Source organism: Stenotrophomonas sp. VV52, from assembly GCF_002893095.1.
GTDB lineage: Bacteria > Pseudomonadota > Gammaproteobacteria > Xanthomonadales > Xanthomonadaceae > Stenotrophomonas > Stenotrophomonas aracearum.
Genome location: NZ_PKQQ01000001.1, coordinates 108,298 through 124,249, shown reverse-complemented (window position 1 = coordinate 124,249; position 15,952 = coordinate 108,298). Strand labels below are relative to the sequence as shown.

Annotated in this window: 14 protein-coding genes; 4 read left to right on the top strand and 10 right to left on the bottom strand. The window is 67.3% G+C overall.

Annotated features, from left to right (window positions below):
- Positions 1–5: 5 nt before the first annotated feature.
- The 3 genes from gorA to C2U58_RS03035 all read right to left on the bottom strand — a co-directional run bounded on the left by gorA (position 6) and on the right by C2U58_RS03035 (position 3,207).
- Positions 6–1,361 (bottom strand): glutathione-disulfide reductase, encoded by a 1,356-nt coding sequence (gene gorA / locus C2U58_RS03045; protein ID WP_102944493.1) that lies wholly within the window; start codon positions 1,359–1,361, stop codon positions 6–8.
- Between the two features lie 59 nt (positions 1,362–1,420).
- Positions 1,421–2,638, bottom strand: coding sequence for a DUF418 domain-containing protein (locus C2U58_RS03040; RefSeq protein ID WP_253256632.1), 1,218 nt, complete (start codon positions 2,636–2,638; stop codon positions 1,421–1,423).
- An 89-nt stretch (positions 2,639–2,727) separates the two neighbouring features.
- Positions 2,728–3,207 carry a peptidylprolyl isomerase gene (locus tag C2U58_RS03035; RefSeq protein ID WP_070207632.1) on the bottom strand — a complete coding sequence of 160 codons (480 nt, stop codon included), beginning with the start codon at positions 3,205–3,207 and terminating at the stop codon, positions 2,728–2,730.
- A gap of 117 nt (positions 3,208–3,324) precedes the next feature.
- Between C2U58_RS03035 and C2U58_RS03030 the strand changes: the two genes are divergently transcribed.
- From C2U58_RS03030 to C2U58_RS03020, 3 genes are all read left to right on the top strand, one after another.
- The gene (locus tag C2U58_RS03030) at positions 3,325–3,858 is read left to right on the top strand and encodes a C40 family peptidase (RefSeq protein WP_102944492.1); all 534 of its coding nucleotides are present in this window, start codon (positions 3,325–3,327) and stop codon (positions 3,856–3,858) included.
- A gap of 146 nt (positions 3,859–4,004) precedes the next feature.
- Positions 4,005–4,769 carry a C40 family peptidase gene (locus C2U58_RS03025; protein ID WP_253256663.1) on the top strand — a complete coding sequence of 255 codons (765 nt, stop codon included), beginning with the start codon at positions 4,005–4,007 and terminating at the stop codon, positions 4,767–4,769.
- A gap of 247 nt (positions 4,770–5,016) precedes the next feature.
- Positions 5,017–6,354, top strand: a complete 1,338-nt coding sequence (locus C2U58_RS03020; protein ID WP_102944490.1) for a sigma-54 dependent transcriptional regulator — start codon at positions 5,017–5,019, stop codon at positions 6,352–6,354.
- Positions 6,355–6,614: 260 nt separating this feature from the next.
- On the opposite strand, the gene C2U58_RS03015 is transcribed toward C2U58_RS03020, so the two are convergent.
- The 7 genes from C2U58_RS03015 to C2U58_RS02985 all read right to left on the bottom strand — a co-directional run bounded on the left by C2U58_RS03015 (position 6,615) and on the right by C2U58_RS02985 (position 14,015).
- The gene (locus tag C2U58_RS03015; RefSeq protein WP_102944489.1) at positions 6,615–7,925 is read right to left on the bottom strand and encodes a transporter; all 1,311 of its coding nucleotides are present in this window, start codon (positions 7,923–7,925) and stop codon (positions 6,615–6,617) included.
- 43 nt (positions 7,926–7,968) lie between these two features.
- Positions 7,969–8,853: a hypothetical protein gene (locus tag C2U58_RS03010; RefSeq protein WP_102944488.1), complete on the bottom strand. Its 885-nt coding sequence runs from the start codon at positions 8,851–8,853 to the stop codon at positions 7,969–7,971.
- A gap of 8 nt (positions 8,854–8,861) precedes the next feature.
- Entirely contained in the window at positions 8,862–9,563 is a 702-nt protein-coding gene (locus C2U58_RS03005) for a C39 family peptidase (RefSeq protein ID WP_102944487.1), read from the bottom strand.
- Between the two features lie 141 nt (positions 9,564–9,704).
- A complete protein-coding gene (locus tag C2U58_RS03000) occupies positions 9,705–11,249 on the bottom strand; it encodes an adhesin (RefSeq protein WP_102944486.1) in 1,545 nt (514 codons plus the stop codon).
- Between the two features lie 43 nt (positions 11,250–11,292).
- Positions 11,293–11,931, bottom strand: coding sequence for a hypothetical protein (locus tag C2U58_RS02995; protein WP_253256631.1), 639 nt, complete (start codon positions 11,929–11,931; stop codon positions 11,293–11,295).
- Positions 11,928–12,425 (bottom strand): hypothetical protein, encoded by a 498-nt coding sequence (locus tag C2U58_RS02990; protein WP_102944995.1) that lies wholly within the window; start codon positions 12,423–12,425, stop codon positions 11,928–11,930. Before C2U58_RS02990 ends, C2U58_RS02995 begins: the two co-directional genes overlap by 4 nt.
- Before the next feature lie 276 nt (positions 12,426–12,701).
- Positions 12,702–14,015: a dicarboxylate/amino acid:cation symporter gene (locus tag C2U58_RS02985; protein WP_102944994.1), complete on the bottom strand. Its 1,314-nt coding sequence runs from the start codon at positions 14,013–14,015 to the stop codon at positions 12,702–12,704.
- Between the two features lie 152 nt (positions 14,016–14,167).
- Between C2U58_RS02985 and C2U58_RS02980 the strand changes: the two genes are divergently transcribed.
- Positions 14,168–15,871 (top strand): alkaline phosphatase, encoded by a 1,704-nt coding sequence (locus C2U58_RS02980; protein ID WP_102944993.1) that lies wholly within the window; start codon positions 14,168–14,170, stop codon positions 15,869–15,871.
- Positions 15,872–15,952 lie beyond the last annotated feature (81 nt).

Genomic DNA, 15,952 nt, shown 5'->3' with positions numbered 1-15,952 from the left:
CCTCCTCAACGCATCAGTACGATTTCTTCGGACGAGGTCGGGTGGATGGCCACGGTGTCGTCCAGCTGCGCCTTGGTCACACCCATCTTCACCGCCACCGCGAACCCCTGCAGGATTTCGTCGGCGGCTTCGCCCAGCAGGTGCACGCCGACCACGCGCTCGTCTTCGCCCACGCAGACCAGCTTGAACAGACTGCGTTGCGAGCCGTCGGCCAGCGCCTGGACCATCGGGCGGAAGTTGGTGCAGTACACGCGCACGTCGCCGTGGCGCTCACGCGCCTCCTGCTCGGTCAGGCCTACCGCGCCCAGCGCCGGGTGCGAGAAGACCACGCTGGCGACGTTTTCGTAGTCCATCTTCGCCTGCGGCTTGCCACCGAACAGCCGGTCCATCAGCTTGCGCGCAGCGGCGATCGCCACCGGGGTCAGGCCGACCTTGCCGGCGATGTCGCCCACTGCATGCACGCTGGGCACGGCGGTGGTCTGCCAGTCGTCGACCTCCACTTCGCCTTTGTCGCCGATGGCAATTCCCAGCGCTTCCAGCCCTAGTCCGGCACTGTTGCCACGTCGGCCGGTAGCGAAGAACAGCTGGTCGAAACGCGGCTCGGCCGGGCCGTCGTGGCCATACGCAATGACGTCGTCGCCATCGCGGCGCAGCTCGCGCAGGCGGTAATTGAAATGCAGCTGCACGCCGTGGTGGCGCAGGTTCTCGGCCAGCTGTGCGGTCAGTTCCGCGTCGAAGCGTTCCAGCAGGCGTTCGCCCCGCACCAGCAGGGTGACCCGGCTGCCCAGTGCCTGCAGCAACCCGGCCAGTTCGACCGCGATGTAGCCGCCGCCGACGATCGCCACGCGCTCCGGTGCACTGCACAGGTTGAAGAAATCGTCGGACACCGAACCCAGTTCGGCCCCGGGAATGTCCGGGCGCTGCGGGTGGGCGCCGGTCGCCAGCAGGATGTGCTCGCCGCTGATGCGGATGCCGTCGCTGCATTCCACCGTGTGCGCATCGACCAGCCGCCCCTTGCGCGGCACGCGCACCACGCCGGTGTCGTTCAGGCGCTTGAGGTAACTGGCATGGATGTTGGCGATGTAGCCCTGGCGGTGCACCACCAGTTCCTTCCAGTCCAGCGTCGGCCGGGTAGGCACGTCGAAGCCCATTGCGGCGGCGAGCGTCACCCGGCTGGAGAGGTCGGCAGCCAGCCACATCGCCTTCTTCGGCACGCAGCCGACGTTGACGCAGGTGCCGCCGAGTTCGCCCGGTTCGAGCATCGCCACGCGCTTGCCATGCTGCGCGGCGCGGAACGCGGCCGCGAGGCCGCCGGAGCCCCCACCGAGCACGATCAGGTCGTAATCAAAGTGCGTTGTCATGGGCGCAAGCATGCCACGCCCGCCTGCGCCTCAGGCGTGAGGATGCGGCAAGAAGCGTCTCAGCGCCGCAACGCTGGCCAGCGCCCGTAGGTCATCGCGCGCCACACCCATTCCAGCGGGCCGAAGCGGAAGTGCTTCAGCCACAGGTGGCTGAGCAGCACCTGCAGCGCGAACAGGGCCAGCGCGAACGGCACCTGCCAGGCACGCGGCAGCGTTTCGAATGCGCCCAGGCCGTAGCCGTAAAACAGCCAGGTGCAGACCAGCGACTGCAGGATGTACTGGGTCAGTGCCATGCGCCCCATCGGCGCGAGCACGCGGAGGTGACGGTGCCAATGCACGATCCACGCCAGGTACCCCAGGCACATCAACAGGCTGGCCAGCGACGACAGCGCGTAAGCCGCGCCGGTGGTGGGGGTGAAGGTGCCCGGCGCCAGGTACGGGACCCACAGCGCGCTGAGCAGCATCAGGCCCAGGCCGACCGGCAACGCGCCCAGGCGCAGCCGCCGATACAACCGCTCGAAGCGCTCCGGCTCGGCCAGTGCGCCACTGCGCGCGAACCAGCTGCCAAGCAGGAACATGCCGAGCACTTCCGGACCGATGATCAGCGCGCCGGACAGGGCCGTGCCGAGGTCGCTGGCGCGTTGCGCCACGGCCTGGACAAACGTGCCATGCCCATACGCCTGGCGCTGCAGTTCAACGGTGTGCTGGCCCTGCGCGATGGCGCTGGCCATGCTGCCGCCTTCGCCCTGCGCCTGTGCAGCGAGGCCGACCACGGCACCGAGCAGCAGCATCATCGCGGCCGCGCACAGGTAGGTGAGCACGCCCATGGCCGGCAGCCAGCGCTGTGGCGCTTCGCGGGTGGCCAGCAGCGGCAGCGAGACCAGCGCGTAGATCACCAGGATGTCGCCGGACCAGACCAGCAGCGCATGGCACAGGCCAATGAGCAGCAGGCCGGCGCTGCGGCGCAGGTAGAACGGGGTGAAGTCGCGGCGCGCGGCTTCGGCACGCTGCGCCATGATCGCGAAACCGGCGCCGAACAGCAGCGAGAACAGGGTGAAGAACTTGCCCTGCACCAGCACGTACACCACCGCGTCGACCCCGTAGTCCAGGCCGGTCCAGTGCGGGTCGATCCCGGTGAAGGCCAGGTCCAGCGGACCGCTCAGCGCTTCCATGTTCATCAACAGGATGCCGAGCAGCGCGACCCCGCGCAGGATGTCGATGACTTCAATGCGGTCGCCACCGGCCAAGGGCTGCAGCGACGGGGTGGCAGGCTTCACGGGCGACTCGCGGATCGGGGCGGACAGTATGGAGCAGACACGCAACGGCCCGCCGAAGCGGGCCGTTGGTGTTACGCGGTGGCCTGCACTCAGTGCTGGTGGCCGCCGTCGCCGTGCACGTGGCCGTGCTCGATTTCTTCCGCGCTGGCTTCGCGCACGTCCACGATTTCCACCGAGAAGTGCAGGTCCTTGCCGGCCATCGGGTGGTTCAGGTCGACGTCGACCACGCTCATGCCGACCTTCTGCACGGTGACCGCGCGCGGGCCGAAGTTGGTCTGCAGCACGACCTGGGCGCCCGGGGTCAGCTTGGTGGTGCCGAAGTGCTTCTTGGGCACGCGCTGGGTCAGGCCTTCACGGCGTTCGCCGTAGGCATCGGCCGCCTTGACGTCAACCTCGAAGGTCGCGCCGGCTTCCTTGTCCATCATGGCGTTTTCCAGGCCCGGGATGATGTTGCCGTGGCCGATCAGGATCGCCAGCGGGTCGCGGTCCTTCGAGCTTTCGATCGGCTCCTGGCCCTGCTCGGCAACGGTGTAATGGAAGCGGACAACGCGGTCTTTTTCGATCTTCATGCGGGAACTCTTGTTCTGGGGCTGCCAGGGCAGACGGGTGGGACGGGTTGTCGCCCGCCGGATACGCCGCCATCATGACGGCCTTCTGAGGTCGCGCATTATCCGGACATCACGCACATGACGCCAGTTCCGCGCTCGATCGGCCCGTTCGTCCGGGGCGCCGCCCTGCTCTGCCTGGCACTGCTGGCCGCCTGCGGCGGTGGCAGGCCCCCCCGCCCGAGCGCGCCGCCGGCCTCCACCCAGGTCTGGCCGACGGTGGTACCGAACGACCCGCAGGCGGCCAACGCTGTGCTGATGCGCGCCATCGGGCTGGTCGGCACGCCCTACCGCTACGGCGGCAACACGCCGGAGTCGGGGTTCGACTGCAGCGGGCTGGTCGCCTACGTGTACCGGGAAATGCTCGACCTGAAGCTGCCGCGCACCTCGCGCGACCTGGCGGCGGTGCAGGGCCCGAAGATCGACCCGCAGCGGCTGGCGCCGGGCGACCTGGTGTTCTTCGGGGACCGCGGCAACGTCTTCCACGTTGGCATCTATGTCGGTGAAGGACGCTTCGTGCACGCGCCGAGAACCGGCGGCACGGTAAGGCTGGACTCGCTCGGCGGGACGTACTGGAAGCAGCACTACACGGGAGCGAAACGCGTACTTCACTGAAATGAATGGGGCAAAGGTTCAAAAGTGTGACTTGAATCACGTTGTTCTTAACGAACATTTAACGGAATTTGTACCAAATCACACGACTTACACGGCATCATCACCCATCGTTTTTATTCAGTGACCGCCGCGTGACGACAGCCGACCTGACGTGCCAAGGCCAGACCGCCACTTTCCGGCGCACTGCCCGCCCCGCTCTTCTCGCTTTCGCCCTCTGCCTGGCCAGTGTTCCGGCCTGGGCACAGACCGCACCGACGACCGTCGTCGATGCCGTGCCGGTTGCCGCTGCTGCCGTCGCCGAAGCACCCGCCGCCGCCAAGCCGAAGGCTGAAGCGCCGGCCCGCAGCAAGGCCGATGCCGCTGCCAGCGCCACCCTTGCCGCCCTGCTGCCGCACCTGGCGGCCAACGACACCATTCCGCTGATGGACCGCTCGGCGATGTTCGCCGGCGACCTGAGCCGCCTGCTGGCCAACTACGACGCCAGTTCCGGTGCGAACGGGGTGGTGGTCGGTGGCGAAGCCGACAACGGCAAGGTGCAGTCGCTGCTGCGCCGTGCGATGACCCTGCTGGGCACGCCGTACCGCTGGGGCGGCACCTCGCCGGACAGCGGTTTCGACTGCAGCGGCCTGGTCGGCTATGTGTTCAAGACCGCGCTGGGCATCGAGCTGCCGCGCGTGTCGCGTGAAATGGCCCACGATGGCGAAGCGCAGCTGATCAACGACCGCAACGCGCTGGCCGCGGGCGACCTGGTGTTCTTCGGCCGCAAGGGCCGGGTCGACCACGTGGGCATCTACGTGGGCGAAGGCCGCTTCCTGCACGCGCCCAGCACCGGCAAGGACGTCCGCGTGGACAGCCTGGTCTCGGGCTACTGGGGTGGCAAGTTCATGCAGGCCCGCCGCGTCGAGCTCTGAGCCGACCCGACCGATCCGCCTGCCGTGAAGAAGGCCGCTGCCCTGCAGCGGCCTTTTTCGTTGGGGCCTTCGGTGGCCGGTACGGGCGGCAACCGGCGTTGTCCCTACTGTCGTTCGAGCAAATCGCTTTGCATGCGACCAGTCCCGGCCGGGTCCGGCGGGGGCTGTTGATCCCGGTGGGGGGCGGCCCGTCGGGGCACGCCGACCCTGTAGACACCGCCCGGGATGTTTTCCTCAAAGGTGACGCATGGCGGCAGTCCCTGAATTTCCGGCCCGGTGTGTAATCTGGTTTGGGCACCCACACGCGGCCGAGCGGGCCGCCCTTGCAGCGGAAGGTTGGCAGGTACGCGGGGTCGCGAGCGACCAGTGCGTGGCGATCGGCATGCGCAGCAACGACCTGGTGGTCGGGCTGCTGGACCTGCGCGGTACGCCGCCGGGCAACCTGGAGCATCTGCAGGGACTGTTGGAACAGCACCGGCACATGCGGCTGCTGGCGATCCTGCCGGCCGGTCCGCTGCCGGCCGATCCGGCGTTGCAGGCGTTGCTGGGCTGCTGCGCGGAGACCTACACGACGCCGCTGGACGTGGCCGGGCTGGTGCTGCGGCTGCAGCAGCTGGCCGATGGCGAGGCGGCGGGACAGCCGGCCGGTGCGCAGGCGCTGGTCGGGGACAGTGCGGTGCTGCAGGTGGCACGGGCGGCGCTGCGCAAGTTCGCGCCGGTGGATCTGCCGGTGCTGATCACGGGGGAAACGGGCACGGGCAAGGAGCTGGCGGCGCAGGCACTGCATGCGCTGTCGCCGCGCCACGGGCGGCCGTTCCTGGCGGTGAACTGCGGGGCGATTCCGGCGGCGCTGGTGCAGTCGGAGTTGTTCGGGCATGAGCGCGGGGCGTTCACGGGCGCGGCGACGCGACGGCTGGGGCTGTTCGAGACGGCGACGGGCGGGACGGTGTTCCTGGACGAGATCGGGGACCTGCCGCTGGACGCGCAGACGAATCTGCTGCGGGTGCTGCAGGAGGGCACGATCGAGCGGGTGGGCAGCAATCATCCGGTGTCGGTGGATGTACGGGTGGTGGCGGCGACGCATGTGGACCTGGAGCAGGCGGTGGAGCGCGGGCAGTTCCGCCGCGATCTGTTCTACCGGCTCAATGTGCTGCGCTTGCCGATGCCGCCATTGCGGGAACGCGGGACGGACATCCTGTTGCTGGCGGAGCATTTCCTGGCGAGCTTCCGGCGCCGGCATGTGACGCGGGCGCGGGGGTTCAGTACGGAGGCGGCGCGGGCGCTGCAGCGCTTCAACTGGCCGGGCAATGTGCGGGAGCTGTTGAACCGGGTGCAGCGGGCGGCGATCGTGAGCGAGGCGGAACTGATCAGCGTGGCCGACCTGGAGCTGCTTCCGCCGCAGGTGGAGATTCCGCAGCGGATGCTGCACGACGCGCGCCAGGCCGCTGAGCGGGATGCGTTGCTGCAGGCGTTGCGCGACAACGCGTTCAACATCACCGCGTGTGCTCGGACGATGCAGGTGTCTCGGGTTACGGTGTATCGGTTGTGCCGCAAGCACCAGCTCGCTTTGCCTGAGTTGCGCTGAGAGCAAGAGCGCTACTCGTTGGGGTTCGCCTGGCGTGGGCCGGCGGGGGTGGGTTTGCGGGGGACGCCGTAAATACGTCCATGTAGGCTAAGTCGCGGCATCCATGCCGCTCATTCCCCCGCAAACCCACCCCCGCCGACCCTTCGATAGCGCGTCGGTCATTCGCTGAAACGCGGTAGAGCCGGGCCCTGCCCGGCTCCTCGGTAACGTCCGGGACGTCGGCAACCGCGTAGTGACACGCCACGCGTGTCAGCTCTTCGCTACAGCATGTAAGGCACCTTGAATGCCAACGTGAAATCAGGCGCATCGGGCGTGAGGCCGATCCCCAGCAAACTCACCAACGTCGTCTTCTGGTTCAACGCATAGGTAATACCCAGATTCAACGTCGCCGCGTTCGCATCGCTCCCCACGATCTTCACCCACTGCCCGCCCTGGAAGCGGGTGGATGCGCGTGCGCTGAGCTTGTCGCTGAACGAAATGCTCAGGCTGGTGCGTTCGTTGAAGGCGAACGCCACGCCGGCACCGAAGTAGTACGAGCCACCCAGCTTCACGTCGCCCGGGTTGATGGTGTCCGGGTTGGCGTCGAGGTCGTCGAAGCTGGCTTCGAAGGAGTGGATGTAGCCGATGTTGGCGAACAGGATCGCGGGGTCGGCGGTCTTGACGGCGGAGAGGCCGACGTTGGCCTGCCAGACGCCGTTGCCGGTGGGTTGTTCGGCGGGCACGGCGAAGCGGATGAAGTCGTCGTCGTCGCGCTGCAGGACCTTCCAGTCCAGGCCGTAGGGTTCGCGCCCGGTGGGGGCGGTGGCGCCGACGGTCAGCACGGTTTCCGGCCTGCGGCCCTGCTCGGAGAACAGTTTGTAGTTGGCGCTGACGCTGACGTCGCCGATGCCGTTGCCGGTGGTTTCTTCCTGGGCGATGGCGGCGGCGGCGCCGCCGGCGCCCCCCTTCTGGAACACGGTCTTGCGCGCCAGGTAGGGGACGTCGAGGTTCAATGCCAGGCGCGGGGTGAGGCCCCAGCGGGCGGCGAGGTTGTAGGTCAGGGTGTCGGACTCGACGTTTTCAATGGCGATGTTGCCGAGGAAGATCGCGTCGAGCGCCAGGAAGCCGTTGAGGGTGAGCTGCTTGCGGTCGTAACGCGCGTAGGTGAGGCTGTTTTCCAGGGTGAAGCGTCGGGTGAACAGCGTGGAGGTCTGCTGTTTGACGTCGTCGACGCTGCGCCGCGAGGCCTGCTTGGCTTCCTGTGCTTCGGAGGCGGTGCTGGCATAGCCGTCACCGCTGGGCGGTGCGGCCGGTGCGCTGGACGGCTGCGGCGGAGCGGGTGCGGTACCGGCCAGCGGCGCGGTCTTGCCGCTCAGGCGGGCCTGCATGGCCTGCACCTGCATGTCCAGTTCGCGCAGCCTGCGCACTTCCTGCGCGTAGTTGGCCTTGAGCAGTTCCAGTTGCTGGATGAGCGCCTTGACGTCGGCTTCGTCGGTCGGCGTGGCCGGCGCGTTCTGCGCGCCTGCGCTGGCCGACGCGATCAGTGCCAGCGCCGCCAGCGCCAGCGGTGTTCTGCGGATCGAGGTGTGCATTTCCTTGCCCTGCGGTTCTGTGTGGTTCCCCCACCGGCCAGGGTTACTGGCCGGGCCCCATGCCAACACCGCGCACCAGGTTCATCGCCTGGGCTACGTTCTGGTTCAACGATGCACCGCTGGCCAGCGTCTGCCGGACCAGGTCGATCTGCATGCGGTTGCGGACCGCCTGTCCGTCGCTGCTGATCGCAATGCTCTGCCCGACGCTGCCGTTGCGGATCCACTGCTGGACCTGGCCCACGCCCTGGATGTCCAGCTTCACACTGGCGCTGTTGCCGTCCTGCTGGGCCACGGCGCTGACGCCGCCCTGCTGTGCGGTGGCTTGTTGGGCCGGCGCCTGCTGCGCAACGGCCTGCTCCACATTGGATGGCTGTGCCGGCGCCTGCGGGGCGGCGGACTCCTGCGGGCTGGTCTGCGCGACTGCCGCCGGCGCTGCGGGTGTTTCGGTGGCGGGCGGCGCACTGCCATCACGCACGTTCAACTGGGTGGCGTTGCTGGCCACGTTGTTGTCGCCGGCAACCTGCACGCTCTGGGTGAGGCCCGCTACATTCTGCAGGCCGCTGGAGTCGACGCTGCGCCCCGGCGTGACCGGCAGTGGTGCGTCGGCGGCGGTCACGGTCACGCTGGGCGTGAAGCTGACCTTCGGGGTGCTGGTGCTGTTGCGGAAGTCCATGCCCAGGGTCAGCGCCGCCTGCGCCGACTGATTGCCGGCCTGCCACTGCGAAATCATGGTGACGCCGAACCAGGCGACCGAGGTGCCATTGACCGTGTAGCGGCCGCGCATCAGGTTGAGTTCCGGGTCGGGGATCTCGTTCAGTCCCTTGCCGGGGCGCCCCTGCTCTGCCTTCGGCGCGTCGGCCGCATGGGCCGGGGCGATGCCTGCGAGGGCAAGCAGCAGTACGGCGGGCGTCCATGGTGCGATGTTCATGTTGCCTCCTAGAACAGATCGGCGTGGGCAAAACCGAAGTCGACCAGTTCCGCGTCGGTTATCGGCCCTTGCCGGGCATACAGCGAACGGGCGCTGGGCCGTTCGCCGGGCTGCAGCAGCACGGTGTTGCGGTCGAAATCGCTACCGATCACGACGAACACGGCGCGCGACGGCCATGATTCGAGAAATTCGTTGATGGGAATGCTGCGGTTGCCCAGGATCGGGTCGGCTACGTCCACCACATCGTCACGGACCTGCTTGAGGACCACGAAGTGGCGGAACCCGCGTACATCCATCAACACCAGTCCGGGGATGCGCATTGAACGCAGACGGTCTTCGTCGACGCGGTAACCGCGCCCGCGCATGCCCAGCGATTCCACATAGCGTTTGATGTCCAGCAGCGAGAAACCACGCTGGTGGACCAGTTCGGGGTCGGAGACCCCCATCATTCCTTCGATCACCGTGCCTTCGTCCGCGTCCAGGTGGTAGGCGTAACGCAGGATGGTGGCCAGTGCGGCCGCGCCGCAGCTGTAATCGGTGTGTTGGCGCACCATGTTGCGGAAGCGCCGTTCCTGCATGCTCTCCACTTTCTGGGTGAACACCGCGCCATTGGGCAGCACGCCACTGAAGGCCACGTCACCGGCGCGCGTTGCGCCTGCGGGCAACAGCAGCAGCAACATCAGGCTGCACAGGGCTCGGGTCGACCACATCGGCGAAGGCTCCGGAAGGTAAGGAAGGAGCCCCTGCCCCAAAGGGGGAGGATGGGACAGGGGCTCCCGGGGGAACCCGGCCATTGGCGGATGACCGGGCTTGTTGCGCTCAACGCGTGTTGCTTGCGAAAACGGACAGGCTTACTCGCCGCCACCGCCGCCCGGGGTGCCGCCACCGGTGGACGGCTGGGCCACGGCCAAGGCCAGGCTGTTGGCCTGCAGGTTGCCGGTGCCGGCCGCAACGTTCACGCCGATGTTGCCGCTGGCGCCACGGAAGGCGTCACCGGACAGCGAGGCGTTGTTCTCGGCCTTCTGCACCACCCACTGGGTGGTCGACACGGTTCCGCTCAGGCTGGCGTGCAGGTCGGCGTAGCCGACTTCGCCGTAGGCCAGGACACCCTGCTCGTCGGTGTCGAAGGCCAGACCGCCCGCACCTTCGCTGTACGGGTTGTCCACGGCGCCCTGGGCCGCGCTGTCCATGTCGATGTGCCCGGTCTGGTTGCCGCCGGTGTGCGTGGCGCCGGTCCAGGTATCCGGGTAGTAATCATTGGCCTGGTAGGCGTTGCCGCGACCCGCGTAGCCACCCACACCGATGGCCGCCGTGCCCCCGCGGACCGTGCCACGCAGGGTGACCTGGGTGGTGTCACGCATGGCCTTGGTGTAGCCCTCGTTGGACACGCTGTTGTCGGTGGAGATCTGGTTCGAGCTGATGCTCGCGGTGGCCATGCGTGCGGTCGAGACCGATGCGGCCAGCGCGTTCTTCTGCTCGTTGTTGTTGCCGGCCGCGCTGTTCACGCCGATGTTGCCGGTGGCACCACGGAAGGCGTTGCCGCTGAGGCTGGAGTTGTTGGCCACGCCGTCGTTGTAGGTCCGGTTGCCCGCACCGTACTGGTTCACGTACACCTGGGCATCGGACATGCCGAAGGTGAACGAGGCGTCGGCGGCGGAGAGCGCCGCAGCATTGTCCTGGGCATTGTTGTCACCGGCGGCGGTATTGAAGCCGAGGTTGCCCGAAGCGTCCTGTGCGGTGTTTTCGCTGATCGACGAGTTGTTGTCCAGCAGTTCGTTGTCGCCATGGTTGTCGGTGACCGACTGGCGGTTGTCGATGATGGCGATCGCCGCAGAGTCGACGGTCAAGTCACCCGACACGGTCGGACGGCCACGGAACTGTACATCGGCACCCACCTGCAGGTCCGATTCCAGGTTCACGTCGACGCCGTGGTTGTTCTTTTCCTTGCGCTCGTCGGCCTGGATGTTGCTGTTCTTCTGCACGTCCTCGTTCACGGTGACATTGCGCGTGTGATTGACGTCGCGGGTGTCACTGTAGGACTTGGTGGTGGTTTCGGTGGTGGTGGTGGTATCGGTGTTGGTGGTGCTGTTGTTGCGTACGCGGGTACGCGAATCCCAGTCGTTGCGGATGTTGGTATCGATGTCGGTATCGATGGCGGTGTTGATATCGGTATTGATGTTGGTATCAACGTCGGTATCGATATTGGTGTCGATGTTGGTGTCGACGTCGGTGTTGAGGTTCGTGTTGGCGTTGGTATTGAGGTTGGTGCGCGTTTCCCACACGTTGTGGATGTGGTTGATGAACGCGCTCTGGTTCTGATTGTCTGCAGCCGCAGCGGAAGCGGTAGCCGCAACAGCGATGGCCAGCGCCAGTACCGTCTTGTTCATGGTGTTCATGATGCCCTCTCTCTTCACGGATCAATCGGGTGGATGAAACAGATCACGGGGTGGACTGCACCGACATGCCCAACTGGTTGGCGGTGATGTTTCCGGAACCCGCGATTTGATTGAGTTGCAGAACGCCGTCGAATCCCTGCAGTGCGGTGTCCTCCACGGCGACACTGCGGGTACCGGCGGAACCACCGCGTGCTGCGGTGCCCTGCCCCCCTGCTGACGCGAGTGCCCCCGACGCGGCCAGGGCCTCGTCGTTCGTCTCGCGTATGCCCTGTTGCGCCAGCGTGGCCGTGACGATGTTGAGCGTCGCGTTGCCGATGCCGCTGGCCTGGTTGATCATGGCGACGCCGCGGGCGCCGCTGAGTGCCTGTCCGCCAATGCTGGCGCTGGCGTCGAGTGCGCCATTGGCGCGCACCCGGTTGTTGGACTGGAGCTGGCGCGCGTCGACCTGCACCTGCGCGTTGTCGCCGCTGGCGATGCCCATCAGGTTGCCCTGCAGGTTGAGGTCGCCGGCGGCCATGTTGACCGTCACCGCGCCGTCGGCGTTGCTCAGCGCGCGGCCGTCCAGGCGGGTGTGGTTGAGGTAGCCGAGCATGCCGGCGTAGTCGTCTGCGTGCTGCGCATGCAGCGGCAGTGGCAGGACGGAGAGCAGGCCGAGCGACAGAAGGACAGTGACACGCTTCATTTGCCGGGCCCACCTGCAGGCTGGCCAAGCGGGAACTGTGCCAGTGCGCCACGTACCTGGTCGCCGATGCCGCGGGTGGTATTGCCCACCGCCCCCATCGGGCCGCCGATGGCGCGGCCGAGCGTATTGCCTGAAAGCACGCCACTGGTGGTGGCACGGCCCAACGTGTTGTTGACGGTGCCGGTAGTGACCCGTTCGACCGTGGTCTGGTGGTGGCTCGATGCGATGCCGGCGTTGGAGCCGAGCGAGGCGTAATCGTCGTCGCTCAGTTCGTCCATGCCGGTGGAGGTGCCCAGCGTCCCGGCGACTTCACGGCGCGGGGACGGGTCGGCGATCAGCGCCACGCCCGGGGGGGCGGGCCGGTAGGCCGGCCGTGCCGAGACATCACGCAGCAGCACGATCTCACCCGGTTGCTGCTTCACGCCCTGGCGGGCGCCCGAAGCCTGTACCGCGGCCGGCACCAGCAGCACCGCTGCCGCCACCAGCCATGCCATCGCGGTTTCCTTGCCTGATACGTGAACGCTGTCCATTGCGACCTCCCGTCAAGATGCGGGAGGGATGGAGCAGCAATCGTGCCAACTTCAAAAGGCCCGTTTCATGGGCCTTTGGACAGCTTCTGGCGCCGCGCCTGCAACGCGGGTGTTACACCCGCGTCGATGTTCACATCACATGAACACGACCGGCACTGGCAAGAACCCTGATAACACTTGCTTCACAGTTGGGTGTATCAGCGCTGTTACACCCGCCGATACAGGTGTCACAGCGCGCAGTCAGCGTTCTTCCACGCCCAGGTTGGTCGAGGGATTGTCGTACACCTCGCGGTCGAGCAGCCCCGTTTCCTTGGCCACCAGCACCGGCACCAGCATCTGCCCGGTCACGTTGGTCATGGTGCGCATCATGTCGAGGATGCGGTCGATCGCATACAGGTAGCCGATGGTTTCCAGCGGCAGGTTGGCCGCGCTCAGTACCACGGTGGCCATCACCACTGCCGTACCCGGGACGCCGGCGGTGCCGAAGCTGCCCAGCACCGAGGCGATCAGCACCACCACGTACTGCTCGGGGGTGAGCGGCACGCCTGTGTACTGCGCGATGAACACTGCACAGAGCGCCGGATAGATCGCGCCGCAGCCGTCCATCTTGATGCTGGCACCGAGCGGGACCGCGAACGAAGCGTAATCCTTGTTCACGCCCAGGTTGTGGGTGATCGAGCGCATCGCCGCCGGCATCGCCGCAAAGCTGGACGAACTCACGAACGCCACCTGCATGCCCGGCGCGGCGCCGCGGAAGAACTTCAGCGGGTTCAGCCCGTGCGCCAGCAGCAGGCTGCCGTACACCAGCACGATATGCAGCGCGCAGGCCACATACAGCGCCAGCACGAAGTTGCCCAGCGGCAGCAGCTTCTCGAAGCCGTAGCTGCCGACCAGCCCGGCGATCAGGCCGAAGGTACCCAGCGGGGTCATCTCCAGCACGAAGCGGGTGACCTGGATCATGATGTCGCTCATCTGCCCGGTCAGCTTGCGCGCCTCGGCGACCTTGTCGCCCAGCTTGACCATGGCAAAGCCGAGCAGGCCGGCAAAGAAGATCACCGGCAGGATCGAACCGCGGCCTGCGGCCAGCACGGTCTCACCGGCGGCGTTGACCCGGGTACCGATCCCGGTGAGGGCGTAGAACACATTGGAGGGCACCACGTCCATCAGCACCTTGACCACGCTCGGCACTTCGCGTGGGGTGTAGCCCTGGTCCATGCTCAGGCTCAGCGCGCCGGTGCCCGGCTGCATCACGGTGCCGACCAGCAGGCCGATGCCCACCGCCAGCGCGGCGGTGATGATGAACCACAGGAAGGTGCGCCCGCCCAGCGCGGCCAACGACTTCTGGCCATGCAGCGAGGAGATTGCGTTGATCACCGCGAAGAACACCAGCGGCACCGCGATCATCTTGATCAGGGTCACATACAGGTCGCCCAGCGGGCCGAACCAGACCTCGGCGGCGGGACCAAGCAGCCAACCGGCCAGCGCGCCCAGCACGAAACCGCCGAGTACACGCTGCCAGAACGGGATCCGCAGCCAGGCAGACACCAGCGTCATGAGCATTCCAGGGAGAGAGTGATACAGCGGATCACCATAGCCCAAGCGGCCCGCCGGAACGAGGCATGCGCGGGGAATCCAGCGTGTCATCGGCGTGCCTTGCGGCGTTCGGCATAATGAATGCCCGTTTCATTCATGAGATCCGCGCGTCCATGCCCCGTTCCACCCCTTTGCTGGCGGCTGTCGCCACCACCCTGCTGCTCGGCGCCTGCGCCACTCCCGCCTCCTCCTCCCGCGCCACCGGCACCGTTCAGGTCGATGTACCGACGGTGGCCCACCCGGCCGGTGAAACCCCGCAGTGGTGGTACCGCAGCGGCGCCGCCCGCGCCGCCGGCAGTGGCGCGATGGACGGCCGCGCAAAGAACGTGATCCTGTTCCTGGGCGACGGCATGAGCCTGACCACGGTGGCGGCCGCGCGCATTTTCGAAGGCCAGCGCAACGGCAATCCGGGTGAAGAGAACCTGCTGTCGTGGGAGCGCTTCCCGGCCACGGCGTTCAGCAAGACCTACAACACCGATTCGCAGACCCCCGATTCGGCCGGCACCATGACCGCCATCACCACCGGCGTGAAGACCCACATGGGCGCGATCGGGGTCAGCGCGGGCACCCGCAGCGACTGCGCCGACAGCCTCGACAAGGGCCTGCTGACCTGGCTGCAGCTGGCCGACAGCGCCGGCATGGCCACCGGCGTGGTCTCCACCGCGCGGCTGACCCATGCCACGCCGGCGGCGACCTACGCGCATTCCCCAGAGCGCAACTGGGAGAACGACACTGACCTGCCCGAATCCGCCAAGGCCGCCGGCTGCCAGGACATCGCCCAGCAGCTGCTCTCCACCTCGCGCTACGGCCAGGGCCCGCTGGTCGCGCTCGGCGGTGGCCGCGCGCAGTTCACCACCGTGGAAGAGACCGACCCGGAGTACGACGACAAGGTCGGCCTGCGCCTGGACGGGCGCAGCCTGGTCAGCGAGTGGAAGCAGGCGCACCCGCAGGGCGCCTACGTGTGGAACGCCGAACAGCTGAAGGCGGCGGCGAACGCGCCTGCGCTGCTGGGCCTGTTCGAGCCGGACCACATGCGCTACGAGATCGAGCGCAAGGATGACCCGTCCGGCGAGCCCAGCCTGGCCGAGCTGACCAAGGCCGCCATCGCCAACCTCTCGCGCCACCAGGAAGGCTACGTGCTGATGGTGGAAGGCGCGCGCATCGACCATGCCAACCACAGCGGCAACGCCTATCGTGCGCTGAGCGACACCGTGGCACTGTCGGACGCCGTGCGCGCGGCGGCGGAAGCGACCTCGGACCAGGACACCCTGATCATCGTCACCGCCGACCACTCGCACACGCTGAACTTCGTCGGCTACCCGGCCCGTGGCAACCCGATCCTGGGCAAGGTCAAGGACAAGGGCGGCGAAGACGGCGCCGGCGCACTGGACCTCGCCCGCGACGGCACCGGCCTGCCCTACACCACGCTGAGCTACGCCAATGGCCCCGGTTTCACCGGCGCCACCAACCAGCAGCCGGCCGGCCCCAAGACCTATCCGCACGGCCCAAGCAGCTTCGACCCGGTCGAGGGTCGCCCGGACCTGACCCACGTGGATACCGAGCACCCGGACTACATGCAGGAAGCGCTGGTGCCGATGAAGAGCGAAAGCCACGGTGGCGAGGACGTCGGCATCTGGGCCCGTGGCCCGGGCAGCAAGGCGGTACGCGGCACCATGGAGCAGAACACGATCTACCACATGATCGTCCAGGCCACCCCGCGACTGCGCGAGCGCCTGTGCCAGGCCGGCACCTGCGACGCCAGGGGCGTGCCGGTGGAACTACCGACGCCGAAGGCGTTCGAACGCAAGGCGGAATGATCGCAGCGAGGTAGCGCCGGGCTCTGCCCGGCCAGCCACGACCGCAACAATTCCGATGGCGGCCATATGCGTCAAAGCCGA

Excerpts from the sequence above, each read along its gene's own strand:
- gorA (WP_102944493.1), bottom strand. The coding sequence starts at position 1,361 with ATGACAACGCACTTTGATTACGACCTGATCGTGCTCGGTGGGGGCTCC.
- C2U58_RS03035 (WP_070207632.1), bottom strand. The coding sequence starts at position 3,207 with ATGAAGATCGAAAAAGACCGCGTTGTCCGCTTCCATTACACCGTTGCC.
- C2U58_RS03030 (WP_102944492.1), top strand. The coding sequence starts at position 3,325 with ATGACGCCAGTTCCGCGCTCGATCGGCCCGTTCGTCCGGGGCGCCGCC.
- C2U58_RS03020 (WP_102944490.1), top strand. The coding sequence starts at position 5,017 with ATGGCGGCAGTCCCTGAATTTCCGGCCCGGTGTGTAATCTGGTTTGGG.
- C2U58_RS03015 (WP_102944489.1), bottom strand. The coding sequence starts at position 7,925 with ATGCACACCTCGATCCGCAGAACACCGCTGGCGCTGGCGGCGCTGGCA.
- C2U58_RS03010 (WP_102944488.1), bottom strand. The coding sequence starts at position 8,853 with ATGAACATCGCACCATGGACGCCCGCCGTACTGCTGCTTGCCCTCGCA.
- C2U58_RS03005 (WP_102944487.1), bottom strand. The coding sequence starts at position 9,563 with ATGTGGTCGACCCGAGCCCTGTGCAGCCTGATGTTGCTGCTGCTGTTG.
- C2U58_RS03000 (WP_102944486.1), bottom strand. The coding sequence starts at position 11,249 with ATGAACACCATGAACAAGACGGTACTGGCGCTGGCCATCGCTGTTGCG.
- C2U58_RS02995 (WP_253256631.1), bottom strand. The coding sequence starts at position 11,931 with ATGAAGCGTGTCACTGTCCTTCTGTCGCTCGGCCTGCTCTCCGTCCTG.
- C2U58_RS02990 (WP_102944995.1), bottom strand. The coding sequence starts at position 12,425 with ATGGCATGGCTGGTGGCGGCAGCGGTGCTGCTGGTGCCGGCCGCGGTA.
- C2U58_RS02985 (WP_102944994.1), bottom strand. The coding sequence starts at position 14,015 with ATGACGCTGGTGTCTGCCTGGCTGCGGATCCCGTTCTGGCAGCGTGTA.
- C2U58_RS02980 (WP_102944993.1), top strand. The coding sequence starts at position 14,168 with ATGCCCCGTTCCACCCCTTTGCTGGCGGCTGTCGCCACCACCCTGCTG.